The sequence below is a fragment of the Dietzia sp. NPDC055877 genome (assembly GCF_053615975.1).
Map to the genome: position 1 here is coordinate 107,973 of NZ_JBSHCV010000001.1, position 12,324 is coordinate 120,296.

A 12,324-nucleotide genomic window follows, 5' to 3' on the forward strand; every position below is an offset into this window, starting at 1 on the left:
GGTCCGCCGGGGGTCACACCGCGGCCGGATCGTCCCCCGTGACGGCGCCCCGACGAGCGACCGCCGCGCCGACCCGGCGACGGCCCAACCCCGCGGCCATCCAGTCGACCAGGTCCGCGACGTACTCGTGGTGCGGTGGGAACGAGTCGGGGGAGGCCTCGGCACGGACGGCGAGGTCGGAGGTGACGACGACGACGAGTTGCCGCACCCGGTGCCGTGCCATCTCCGTGCCGCACCGTCGCGCCGTCTCGCTGACCAGCACCTCGATCTGATCCTGGAGCGCGGTGCCGCCGACCGGCCCGGCGGTGACGGTCCGACCGACCTCGGTCAGCGGTCCCACCTGGGCGATCACCCGGAGTGTGCAGCGCCCTTCTTCGTCGAGGAGCAGATCCGCGAGCGGTGCCACCACGGCGCGTACCGCCTCGGGCAGGTCGGGCGGGTCCGTGCGCCAGCGCGCCAGATCGGCCCGGCGCTCGTCCTCCATCCGCGCCACGCCGTCGGCGAGGATCTGCGCGAGCAGGCCGCTGCGGGAGCCGAAGTGATAGTTGATCGCCGAGTCGTTTCCCTGCCCGGCGTCGGCGATGATGTCCCGGACCCGGGCCGACTGCCAGCCCTCGTCCGCGAAGCGGCGCAGTCCGGCCAGGTAGAGGGCCCGGCGAGTGTCGGCGGAGGTGCGCGGCATGGGCCGAGTCTAGACGGATTCGGCCCGACCCCTTCCCCCGGATTAACAGTAGGTGTTAAATGGCGGCATGTCCGCCGAGACGCCCTCCGCAGCCACTGCCCCGCCCGTCCCTGCCGCGCCGACCACCGCAACGGCCGACGTGTTCGACCCCTTCGATCCCGCGCACCTCGCCGACCCGTACCCGGCCTACCGGGTCCTCCGCGAGACCGACCCTGTCCACCACCACGTCAGCGACGGCACCGCTGCCCGCCCCGACTTCTGGGCCCTGTCCCGCTACGCGGACGTCGACGCGGCGGTCACCGCACCAGACCTCTTCTCCTCCGCCAGCGGTCTGACCTTCTACCCGGACGAGATCGCCGCGCTCGGCCTGGCCCCGACCATCGTGATGATGGATCCGCCCGAGCACTCGACCAAGCGCCGCCTGTTGGCCAGGGCCTTCTCGCCGAAGCGGGTGGCCGCCACCGAGCCGGTCATCCGCGAGTTCGTGCGGGGCCGCCTCACCGACCTCAGCACGCGCTACTCCGCCGGCGAGTCCGTCGACCTCCACCGCGACTTCTCCTCGCAGGTGCCGACGTTCGTGCTCTCGCACCTGTTTGACCTTCCGGAGGCCGACCGTCCGCTCTTCGACCCGTGGGTCACCGCTCTCACCTCACTCCAGGAGGAGGGCTTCCGCCCCGAGGGACTCGCGGGCGATGCCGTCTCGGCGGTCGCGGCGATGTTCGAGTACTTCGGGGCGCTCATCACGGAGCGTCGTGCGGCCCCCGGGGACGACCTCATCTCGGCGCTCACCCGGGCCGAGATCGATGGCCATACCCTCACCGACTGGGATGTCCTGGGGTTCTGCTTCGTGATCGTCGCCGGCGGCAACGACACCACCGGCAACCTCATCTCGCACACCGCCGCTCTGCTCGACCGGCACCCCGACCAACGAGCGATGCTCGCCGCGGACCCCGGCCTCATCCCCGGTGCGCTCACCGAATGTCTGCGCTTCGAGTCCAGCGTGCAGGCCCTGGCGCGGACCACGACCCGCGATGTGACGATCGAGGGCACGACGATCCCGGCCGGGGAGAAGGTGATGATGCTGTACGGATCGGCCAACCGCGACGAGCGCCACTACGGCCCCACCGCCGACCGGCTCGACATCACCCGCGAGGACACCGGTCATCTCGCGTTCTCGCGCGGCCCGCATTTCTGCATCGGCTCCCACTTCGCCCGGTTGCAGGCCCGTCTCGCGGTCGAGGAACTCTATGCGGCCCACCCACGCCTGGGCGTCGACCACCACAACGCCGTCCGCGCGCTCTCACCCTTCACGCGCGGCTATGCGTCCCTGCCCGCCATGAACCTGTCCGGCACCGCCTGACCTCGCGCGTCAGGTGCCGCAGTAGGTGACGTGCGGGGCGGCACCCGCCGGGGACGGCTCGGTGAACCGCTCGAGGCCGGGGCGCTCGGTGTAGGGATCGGCGACGACGACGAGGAGCTGCTCCACCGGCCCGAGATCCCCTGCCGTGGCCGCGTCCAGCGCTTCCTCCACCAGGTGGTTGCGCGGGATGTAGACGGGGTTGGCGAGCGCCATCTCCGGAGCCGAGGGATCGAGAGCCCGCCAGCGCGCGAGCCAGGCGTCGACCGGGCCCTCCCCGGCGCCGGGGTCGGCCTCCGTGCAGCTGCCCGCCGGTGCGGCAGCGAACAACTCGCGCAGGCCGGCCTCGTCCCCGCGGGCGGCGCCGGTCAGGTGCCGGAAGAAGTTCGTGAAATCGACGCGCGTGGTGGTCAGCAGCACCAGCAGGTCATCGATGAGCACGCGGATCGTCTCGTCGCCGGCTCTGCTCTCGCCGAGCCCCAGCTTGGCGCGCATACCCGCGGCCCACGCCCGCTGGTACTCGTCGGGGAAGGTTGTCAGCACCTCGGTGAGCTGGCGGACCGCCTCGTCCTGATCGGGATCGATGAGTGGGATGAGGGTCTCGGCGAAGCGGGCGAGGTTCCACTGCACGATCCCCGGCTGGTTGCCGTACGCGTAGCGGCCGCCGGTGTCGATGGAGCTGAAGACCGTGGCCGGGTCGTAGGACTCCATGAATGCGCACGGTCCGTAGTCGATCGTCTCGCCGGAGATCGTGGTGTTGTCCGTGTTCATGACGCCGTGGATGAATCCCAACAGCATCCAGCGGGCCACGAGGTCGGCCTGCCGGCGCAGCACGGAGGCGAACAGTTCCAGGTACGGATTGTCCGAGTCGGCGGCGTCGGGGTGGTGCCGGGCGATCGCGTGGTCGGCCAGTCGACGCAACACGGAGTCGGCGTTGTCGTCGTCGTGATCTGCGCCCGCACCGCCGGGCACGGCGCTGTTCCCATTGTCGCGCGCAGCGGCCTTCTCGGCCTCGTGCGCGGCGAGGGCGCGCGCGAACTGGAACGTCCCCACCCTCTCGTGGCCGGCCGCGACCCTGGCGAGCACCGCGCCCGGGAGCGGCTGCTCGCGGTAGACGGTGTCGCCGGTCGCGGTCACCGCCAACGAGCGGGTGGTGGGCACGCCGAGTGCATGCATGGCCTCGCTGATGACGTACTCGCGCAGCATCGGGCCGACCGCCGCCAGCCCGTCCCCGCCGCGGGCGAACGGGGTGCGACCCGAGCCCTTGAGGTGCAGGTCGCGGCCGTCGGGGAACTCGCCCAACAGCAGCGCCCGCCCGTCGCCGAGCCGCGGCGAGTAGCCACCGAACTGGTGCCCGGCGTAGGCCTGGGCGGCCGGCGTCGCACCCACGGGAACGTGGTTGCCGACCAGCAGGCGGGTGCCCTCGTCGCTGCGTAGGTACGCGGGGTCCAGGCCGAGCTCGGCGGCGAGCGACTCGTTGAGGAGCAACACCTCCGGCGCGGCGGCCTCCGCAGCACGCCAGGGCACCACCAGGTCTGCGAGCTCGGTGGCGTAGCGGGCGCCGAGGCGCGGCGCGGCGGACTGCGGGGTACTCATGCCCCGACGATACGGATCACGGCGCCCGCGAACACCCCCGCCGACGAGCAGGCCGCCTTCGACCATCAGCTCTCCGGGCTGGAGCAGGTCGCGGGCACCTCCGACGTCACGCCCGAGCGCGGCGAGATCTGCGGCTACCGCGCCTGAACCCTCGGATATGACCTGTCGGCGATGGGCGCCATCCCGGTGCGTCCCGCGGAGGTGCAGATCATCGTGGTCCCGCACGAGGACCGGTCGCTCACCTACACCATGACCGCCCAGTCGACCGCGCCCGTCGACCCCGCCTTCGAGGAGGCGGTGGAGGAGATCTCCTCCGGAGTGCAGATCACCGACTGAGCCCCGAGGCCTGCTCCAGGCTCAACGGGCGGCCCTGGCGGCGGTCGCCAGCGGGCCGGCTCAGGTCGAGCACGTCGGTCAAGTCCTCGATGTGATGGTCCGGCCGGGCCCCGGCCAGGATCGTGGCGTGCTGATAGCCACCCCCGATCGAGACCGTCGTGTACCCCGCCGCCCGCGCCGACGTGATGTCGTAGGCGGTGTCGCCGACGTAGAGTGCGGGTTCGCCGAGGTGACGCAATGAGCGGAGACACGCCACCTTGTCCTCGACATCTGTATGGACCAGATCGAACAGCCCGTCGAGTCCGTTGGCCCGGAGGTCCTCACGCACGCTCCCCGGTGCCGCCGCGGTGACGACCCCCGTGACCACACCCCGCTCGCGCAGTGCGGCGACCGTCCGCCGTGCGGACTCGCGCGCCGCCGCCTCGACCTCCATCGCGCGGTTCCAGTGCGCGGACGCCTCCGCCGTGTACTCCTGCGGCACCCCCAAGCCTAAGAACCAGTCGAGCAGCGGCAGAGTGAAGCCCAGCTGGAACTCTTCCTCCGAGAGCACCATCCCGAACTTCTCCAGCGCCTGATTGGCCGCCTCGGCGGCCCGGGCCACGTCGTTCATCACCGTGCCGTTCCAGTCGAAGAGGACGAGAGGCGGACTTTCCACGCCCGGGCCGGGCTGGGGGACGGACGGGTGGTCGGGGGTCGGCGTCGACATGGCGCTCCTGCGATATGCGGTCGGTACGTGTGTAGAGAACACCGACGATTGAAACCCAGTTTCATTACGAGCAGCTGAATGAAAGTTACATACGCCGTTCACTCATGAAACCTGCTCGGTTCACCTCGACTGCCTAGCTTTCTCTTCCGTGAACACAGTCGAGAGCGCCCGGGAGATCGAGACCGCCGGCGATGTCAGAAACCTCATCCGCACCAACCTCCCGGGGTTCTCCCCGGCGGAGCGGCGCGTGGCCGACGCGGTGCTCGCCGACCCCCTCGAGGTGCTGGACGCCTCGGTCACCGAACTCGCCGACCGGGCCAGCACCTCGGCCGCCACCGTGGTGCGGATGTGCACGAGCATCGGGCTCAAGGGTTACCAGGAGCTCAAGACCCGGCTCGCCGTGGAGTACGTGCCCGATGCCGACGCCGCCACTGACAGCGCGGTCGGAGCCGGAGCGAGCCTCACCGCGACGCTGCTGCGCGACTTCGCGTCCGCGCTCAAGGACACGGCCGCCGTCCTGGACATCGGCGAGGTCGAGAACGTCGTGGAGGCACTCCTGTCCGCGCGGCGCATCCAGTTCGCCGCAGTCGGCACCTCGGCGATGCTCGCGTTCGACGGCTCCTACCGGCTCACCACCCTCGGCATGAGCGCGTTCTACGTCGGCGACGTCCACGCGCAGCACATGCAGGCGCGGATGCTCGGGCCCGGGGACGTCCTGTTCGTGGTGAGCCACACCGGCTCGACCTTCGAGACCCTCGCCGCGGTCCGGTCCGCCCGGACCGCCGGCGCGACCGTTCTGGCGATCACCAGTTTCGCCCGCTCCCCGCTGACGGAACTGTGCGACCACGCGATCATCGCCGGCAGCGCCGAGACCCGGATCCGGGTCGAGGCCGTGGCCAGTCGACTCGTCCACCTCGCCGTCCTCGACGCGCTCCATGTACTCATCCGTCAGCGACTCCCGGATGCCGACGAGCATCTGCGGGCCGCTGCGGACGTCCTGGCCGAACACCGGTTCTGACCACCGGCCCACCCCCACCACACCCGAGAAGCAGGTAGATACCCCATGCACGGAACAGTGCGTGCCCCCGACGGTGCCGGAATCCCCGGTATCGTCGTCACCGACGGCCGCGCCTCGGTCACCACCGACGCCGACGGCCGCTACGACCTCCCCGGCGACGGGAGATTCGTCTCCGTCCGCCGCCCCGCCGGCGTCACCGCCGAACCGTGGTGGCACCGCGTCGCCACGGACGAGACCGGCTCCGCCGGTGCCCCCGCCTCCCCGACCGACCCCGGCGCACCCGCAGCTCAGTCAGCACCCACCGACTTCCTCCTGACCCCGACCCCGCAGACGCTGCCGTACGAGTTCGTCCACCTCACCGACACCCACCTCAGCGACCCGAGCGCTCCCAGCACCCCGCGCCGGGCGGCCTCGCTCTACCCGGAGGGCTCCTCGGCCGACCAGTTCGCGACCCTGCTCGCCGAGCTGCCCAGCCTCGCCCCCGACGCCCAGGCCGTGTTCCTCACCGGCGATCTGGTCGATGAGGGCACCGCCACCGAATACGAGTCCCTGCTGCGGGTCCTGGCCTCCAGCGCGCGGCCGGTCCACGCGATCGCCGGCAACCACGACCACATGAACGGCATCCACGACTCCGTGGTCTCGCCGAACGGCTACCTCACCAACACCGGCGACCCGGCCCTGTACGAGCAGTTCATGGGTCCGCGCTGGTACAGCTTCGACGTGCCCGGCCTCCACGTGGTGGCCATGGACTGGCACACCCACGAGCTCGGGATCGACTCCGCTCTCCAGGAGGAGTGGCTGCGCGGGGACCTGGCCCTGGTCCCGGATGAGATGCCGTGGATCCTGCTGTTCCACGACCAGCCGAGCGCCGCCGTTCTGGACGCCGCGCCGCGCCCGCCGCTGGCCACCTTCTCCGGCCACTGGCACACCTCCCGCGTGGTCCGCATCGACGGGACGCTGCACGTCAACACCCCGCCGACGTTCTTCGCCGGGCTCGACTACACCCCGCCGATGCTCCGCCGCGTCATCTGGGACGGGCAGCAGGTCGCGGTGAACTCCGTCGTCGTCGCCCCCGACACCGCCCGCCCCGTGCCGACGGTGAGCGCCACGGCCACCGTCGTGGGCTCCGGACGCCCCGGCCCCCGGGGACCCGCGCGGTGGGTCACCCCCCTATCCGGCGCCGCGGTACGGCAGGGCGTGGGGAGCGACGACGACGACATCGTGGTGGGCTCACAGCTCGAGGACGCGGCCGCCGGGTCGGTCGACCTGATCGACCGCTCGACCGGCGAGATCCGCTGGTCGGTCACCACCGCGGCCGCGGTCAAGAGCACCCCCGCGATCGGCGGCGACCTCGTGGTGGTCGCGGACGTCACCGGGGCGGTCCACGGTCTCGACCGCGGCACCGGCAACCCGGTCTGGACGAGTCCGTCCTCCGACCCGTACCGCCGCTTCGCCTGGGGCGCCCCGGTGATCGACTCGGGTCGCGTCGTGGTGGGCGACCAGGCCGACCTGCGCTGCCTCGACCTGGCCACCGGCGAGGTGCTGTGGCGGCGCACCGACATCGCGCCGCACCACAACCTGTGCAATCATTCCGCGCCGCTGGTCGTGGGCGATCTCGTGGTGGTGGGCTTCTGGCCCAGCCCTGATCACCCGCTGGGGATCGACCTGGCCACCGGCCGTGACCGCTGGAACGCCCCCGGGCCGGACGCCGCGGCGCCCGCGGACTCCGCCGCGGCCAAGCGTCTTCTGGTGATGGGCACCGGCGCCCACGACGAGGCCACCGGCGCCGCGATCCTGCCGGCCCACGGCCTCACGCTCGCGGTGGATGTCGCCGACGGTCGGCGCCGCTGGGCGGCCCCGCACGAGGGCGGATTCTCTCCGGCGGCCCCGGTCGTCACCGACCGCGGGATCGTCGTGACGGTCGGCGGCGTCGGGCTGCGCATGCTCGACCGCGACGACGGCCGCGCGCTGTGGGACACCCCGGTCCCCGTCTCCGCGGCGCTGCCGTTCCAGCCGTACGCCAAGGCCGGGGGTGTCGTCCTCGCCCCGCCCACCCCGACCGGCGACCGTCTGGTGCTTCCGTGCCTCGACGGCGCGATCCGCACCTATGCGCTCGACGGCTCGCTCATCCGCACCGTCACGCACGACGCGCCACTGGCCGCGCCGCTGGCCGACGCCGGCGACCTGCTCGTGGGCGTCGACGTGGACGGCCGCGTCATCGCCCTGCCCAAGGAGGGCCTGCTGTGACCGCCACCGCGACACCTGCGCGCTCGCGCCGCGACGATCAGTGGCGGCGCCGCGCCCCGCTGTTGTTCGTCACCCCGATGGCGTTGCTGGCGTTCCTGTTCGTGTTCTTCCCCGCCGCGCTGACCTTCATCGGCAGCTGGTTCCACATCCCGCTCGCCGGCGGGACCTGGACCTTCGTCGGCACCGCGAACTACGAGCGCATCTTCACCGACCCGCACTCGCAGCGCGCGATCGTCAACACCCTCGTCTACTCGGTCGGCACGATCGTCCCGAGTCTGGTGCTGGGTCTGCTCCTGGCGATGCTCGCCAACTCGATCGTGCGCGGCCGGGCACTGGTGCGGACGCTGCTGTTCCTGCCGATGACCGCGAACCTCGTGGCGATGGCGGTGGTGTTCACCTACATCTTCGATGTCCGCGGTGGCGCCGCGAACCAGCTGATCGGGCTGTTCGGCATCGCGCCGATCAACTGGCTCGGCAGCACCGACTACGCGCTGACCACCGTGATGCTCGTCGGCGTGTGGCGGACCGCGTCGTTCACCATGATGATCTTCTTCGCCGGCCTGGCCACCGTGCCCGGGACGATGCTGGAGGCCGCACGCATGGAGGGCATCAGCCCGATCACCCAGCTGACCCGCATCATCCTGCCGGTCATGAAGCCGACCGTCGTGTTTGCCGTGGTGATGGCGGTCCTGCAGTCCATCCAGGCCTTCGACACGGTCCGCGTGATGACCGACGGCGGCCCCCAGTACTCCTCCGAACTCATCCTCACCCACGCCTGGCGCCTGGGCTTCCAGTACTTCGACCTCGGCGGGGCCTCGGCCATGTCGTTCCTCATGGTCGTGGCGCTGGTGGCCGTGGGGCTGTGGCAGCGCCGGATCCTCGCCGGAAAGAAGGACGACCGATGACCGTGACCTCACCCCCGCGCGCCGGCTCGCAGACCGCGCCCTCCCCATCGGAGGAAGACGCGAACGCCGGTCAAATCCGCGCGGACGCAGCGGCACTGGCCCGCACCGCGGCCAAGTGGATCGTTCTCGCGCTGGCCCTGCTGATCTCGCTGTTCCCGTTCTACTGGATGCTGCGCACCTCGGTCTCGCAGCACGACGAGGTGTTCGGCGAGGGCTTCAGCCTGTTGCCGCAGTCGCTGACCTTCGAGCCGTACGTCCGGGCCTGGCAGGAGGCCGGGCTCGGCCAGGCGATCACGGTCGGGCTGATCGTGAGCTTCGGCATCCTCGCCCTCCAGCTGCTCACCGTCATCCCGGCCGCGTACGCCCTGACGGTGTACCGCAGGAGGTGGACCGGCGGAGTGTTCGCGTTCGTCATGCTCTGCCTGCTCATCCCCGGCCAGGTCACCATGATCCCGCTGTTCATCGGCCTCAACCAGGTGGGTCTGGCGGACACCCTGACCGCGCTGATCCTGCCGTTCGCCACCTCGGTGCTCGGCACGTTCATGATCCGCAACCAGATGATGTCGGTCCCGCCGCAGCTGCTGGAGGCGTGCGCGATGGACGGGCTCGGCCCGGTGCGCACGATGGTCAGCATCGTCGCACCCATGGCCAAGCCGGGGATCGCCGCGTTCAGCGTGTACTCGGTCTTCGTCCACTGGAACGACTACATGTGGCCGCTGCTCGTGGCCCGCAGCCCGGACATCCACACCCCGCCGCTGGCGCTGGCGATCTTCCAGGACGTGGACTCCGGGGCCGACTACCCCGCGCTCGCGGCCGGCGCCGCGATCGTCACCCTGCCCATCGTCCTGATCTTCCTGCTCGCCCAGAAGCACTTCGTCCGCGGCATGAGCGGCACCGAGATCACCGGATGACCCGCCCCGACGGCCGGCCGCATCCGCCGGACCCCCACACGGACCAGTCCCCCGCCGACCACCGATTCCGTACCTCGCCCAGAAGAGAGAAGACACCCATGAAGAACGCACGCCCGGCCCTCGTCGGCGGTTCCGCCGCCGCCCTCGCCCTCCTGCTCGCCGCCTGTGGTGGCGGCGGCGCCGGTGACCAGCCGGCCGACGGCAGGGAGGTGGCCCAGGCCGCCGACGTCGCCGAGTGCAGTCCCGACGGGATGACCATCAACGTCGCCTACAACTCGCTCGCGGAGAACTCGATGCCGGTGGCCGTCGAGGCCATGGAGAGCCGCTACCCCGGGCTGTCGATCGAGGGCACCCCGGCCGCGTCCACCGCGTACGAGGAGCTCACCCAGCAGATCGTCGCCGACATCGCGGTGGGCAACCGGCCCGACGTGATCATGACCGGACTCGGCCAGATGCAGTTCTGGGTCGACACCTACGACCCGGTCCCCTTCGACACCGACTCGCTGCCGGAGACCTACCAGACCCAGTTCCTCGGCGCGGGCACCGTCAAGGACGGCACGACCTACGTGGCGCCCGCCCAGATCTCGGCCCCGGTGATGGCCGTCAACCAGACCCTGCTCGACGAGGCGGGCGCCGGTCAGGCCGAGGACATCACCACCTACGACGAACTGCTCGAGGTGGCCCAGCAGGTCACCGACCACACCGGCGAGCCGTCCGTGTCGATCGCGCCGTCCGGCCTGCCGGAGTGGTTCACCCAGGGCCTGCTCCAGAACTCGGGGGCGACGCTGGCGAACGAGGACGGCACCGCGGCCTTCGGTGACGAGGATGGCATCGCCGCGCTCGACATCTGGTCGCAGCTCGGCCAGCGCGGACTCGAGGCCGGCATCGCCGACTCCACCCAGGCCGTCGACCAGTTCAACACCGGCACGCTGCCGTTCGCGATGATCACCACCTCGACCATCGTGGCGATCGAGCAGGGCCTGGGCGACGAGTTCGAGTGGATGCCCATCAAACTGCCCAGCGTCGACGGCACCACCGACCGCGCGCTGCCGGCCGGCGGCAACGGCTACATGGTGCTCTCCGACGACCCGTGCCGCGCCGCATATTCGCAGGAGCTGATCGGCGAGCTGTTCACCCCGGAGTCCGTCCTGAAGGCCTCGGGCACCCAGCGCAGCTACATCCCGGTCGACACCGAGGCGCGGGACGAGCTGCTCGCCAGCGACGCCGCCACCCCGCCGATGGAGTTCGCGTGGACCTTCGACAACGAGCTGAGCCAGTGGGGCGAGGGCTTCCCGGGCGGCCCGGCCAACCAGATCTACGACACGATCGAGGTCATGGCGCAGCGTCTGCAGTCAGGTGAGCCGACCGAGGACGTCGTGCCCGAGACCGTCGTGCAGATCGACCGCATCGTGGAGGGGAACCGCTGATGACCGCCATCAGGATCGCAGGAGTGTCCAAGTCCTTCGGTGATGTCGCCGCCCTGAGCGACATCGACCTGGAGGTCGAGTCGGGCGAGAACATCGCAGTGCTCGGCCCCTCGGGGTCGGGAAAGTCGACCCTGCTGCGGGTGGTGTCCGGCCTGGAGTCCGTCGACCGGGGCGAGGTGCTCTTCGACGGCGAGCGGCAGAACCAGATCCCTCCGGAGAAGCGGGATGTGGCGATCGTCTTCCAGAGCTACGCCCTCTACCCGCACCTGACGTGCCGGGAGAACATCACGCTCGGACTGCGACACGGCAAGAAGCTCTCGCGCTCGGACGCCGATGCCCGTGCCGTCGACATCGCCACCCGGATGCAGGTCGAGCACCTGCTCGACCGCAAGCCGCGGGCGATGTCCGGTGGTCAGCGCCAGCGCATCGCGCTGGCCCGCGCCCTGGCCCGTCGCAGCAGCATCGTCCTGCTGGACGAACCGCTGTCCGGGCTGGACGCGCAGCTGCACGCGCGGCTGCGGGTGGAGATCGCCGGACTGCTCCAGAGCGTGGGTGCGACCGGGGTCAACGTCACGCACGACCAGGCCGACGCCATGGCGATGGCCTCGCGGATCGCGGTGATCAACAAGGGTCGGATCGAGCAGTTCGGGACCCCGGACGAGCTGTACCGCCGCCCCGAGACGCTGTTCGTCGCCGGGTTCGTGGGCACCCCGCCGATGAATCTGTTCCCGGTGGATCCCGAGAGCGGTCGCAGCACGTTCGGCGAGCTGAGGCTCGGCGACGAGCAGGACGTCACCATCGGCGTGCGACCCGAGCGGTTCCACCTCTCGACCGAGGCCCCCGTGAACGCCGACGTGTGGTCCCTCAGCGGCCGCGTGGTGCTGATCGAGCCGACCGGCCGTGAGCGGATCGTGCACGTCCAGACCTCGCTGATGGAGTCGTTCGCGGTGATCGTCGACGCGGACCACGCCCCGTCGGTGGGCGCGTATGTCACGGCGTGGTGCACCCGCGACCACGTCCACGTCTACTCCGACCGGACCGAGCGCAGGCTGGGCAACGCCCGCGAGTGCGGAGTCGAGCTCGACGAGCGCGTGCTCGTGGTCTGACCCAGTGAACCGGGCCGGGCCCCGGGGTCGGCG

11 protein-coding genes are annotated in these 12,324 nt (G+C 71.0%); 8 read left to right on the top strand and 3 right to left on the bottom strand.

Features of this window, described 5'->3' with window-relative positions; translation table 11 throughout:
• Nucleotides 1–13: 13 nt before the first annotated feature.
• Entirely contained in the window at nt 14–682 is a 669-nt protein-coding gene (locus ACWGLC_RS00530) for a TetR/AcrR family transcriptional regulator (RefSeq protein WP_452098083.1), read from the bottom strand.
• Nucleotides 683–749: 67 nt separating this feature from the next.
• Here ACWGLC_RS00530 and ACWGLC_RS00535 point away from each other — a divergent pair, with 67 nt between their 5' ends.
• On the top strand, nt 750–2,042 hold the full coding sequence (locus ACWGLC_RS00535; RefSeq protein WP_452098084.1) for a cytochrome P450: 1,293 nt from the start codon (nt 750–752) through the stop codon (nt 2,040–2,042).
• A 9-nt stretch (nt 2,043–2,051) separates the two neighbouring features.
• On the opposite strand, the gene ACWGLC_RS00540 is transcribed toward ACWGLC_RS00535, so the two are convergent.
• Nucleotides 2,052–3,635 carry a protein adenylyltransferase SelO gene (locus ACWGLC_RS00540; protein WP_452098085.1) on the bottom strand — a complete coding sequence of 528 codons (1,584 nt, stop codon included), beginning with the start codon at nt 3,633–3,635 and terminating at the stop codon, nt 2,052–2,054.
• A gap of 171 nt (nt 3,636–3,806) precedes the next feature.
• Here ACWGLC_RS00540 and ACWGLC_RS00545 point away from each other — a divergent pair, with 171 nt between their 5' ends.
• The gene (locus tag ACWGLC_RS00545) at nt 3,807–3,971 is read left to right on the top strand and encodes a hypothetical protein (protein ID WP_452098086.1); all 165 of its coding nucleotides are present in this window, start codon (nt 3,807–3,809) and stop codon (nt 3,969–3,971) included.
• Here the strand turns inward: ACWGLC_RS00545 and ACWGLC_RS00550 are convergent.
• Entirely contained in the window at nt 3,961–4,677 is a 717-nt protein-coding gene (locus tag ACWGLC_RS00550; protein WP_452098087.1) for an HAD family hydrolase, read from the bottom strand. The genes ACWGLC_RS00545 and ACWGLC_RS00550 overlap by 11 nt on opposite strands.
• Nucleotides 4,678–4,825: 148 nt before the next feature.
• Between ACWGLC_RS00550 and ACWGLC_RS00555 the strand changes: the two genes are divergently transcribed.
• From ACWGLC_RS00555 to ACWGLC_RS00580, 6 genes are all read left to right on the top strand, one after another.
• Complete coding sequence (locus tag ACWGLC_RS00555) at nt 4,826–5,695, top strand: MurR/RpiR family transcriptional regulator (RefSeq protein ID WP_452098088.1); 870 nt, start codon at nt 4,826–4,828, stop codon at nt 5,693–5,695.
• Nucleotides 5,696–5,740: 45 nt separating this feature from the next.
• The gene (locus ACWGLC_RS00560; RefSeq protein WP_452098089.1) at nt 5,741–7,942 is read left to right on the top strand and encodes an outer membrane protein assembly factor BamB family protein; all 2,202 of its coding nucleotides are present in this window, start codon (nt 5,741–5,743) and stop codon (nt 7,940–7,942) included.
• The gene (locus ACWGLC_RS00565) at nt 7,939–8,847 is read left to right on the top strand and encodes a carbohydrate ABC transporter permease (RefSeq protein ID WP_452098090.1); all 909 of its coding nucleotides are present in this window, start codon (nt 7,939–7,941) and stop codon (nt 8,845–8,847) included. Before ACWGLC_RS00560 ends, ACWGLC_RS00565 begins: the two co-directional genes overlap by 4 nt.
• A complete protein-coding gene (locus ACWGLC_RS00570; RefSeq protein WP_452098091.1) occupies nt 8,844–9,758 on the top strand; it encodes a carbohydrate ABC transporter permease in 915 nt (304 codons plus the stop codon). Before ACWGLC_RS00565 ends, ACWGLC_RS00570 begins: the two co-directional genes overlap by 4 nt.
• Before the next feature lie 98 nt (nt 9,759–9,856).
• A complete protein-coding gene (locus ACWGLC_RS00575) occupies nt 9,857–11,185 on the top strand; it encodes an ABC transporter substrate-binding protein (RefSeq protein ID WP_452098092.1) in 1,329 nt (442 codons plus the stop codon).
• Nucleotides 11,185–12,291: an ABC transporter ATP-binding protein gene (locus ACWGLC_RS00580; protein ID WP_452098093.1), complete on the top strand. Its 1,107-nt coding sequence runs from the start codon at nt 11,185–11,187 to the stop codon at nt 12,289–12,291. The genes ACWGLC_RS00575 and ACWGLC_RS00580 overlap by 1 nt, the downstream gene beginning before the upstream one ends.
• Nucleotides 12,292–12,324 lie beyond the last annotated feature (33 nt).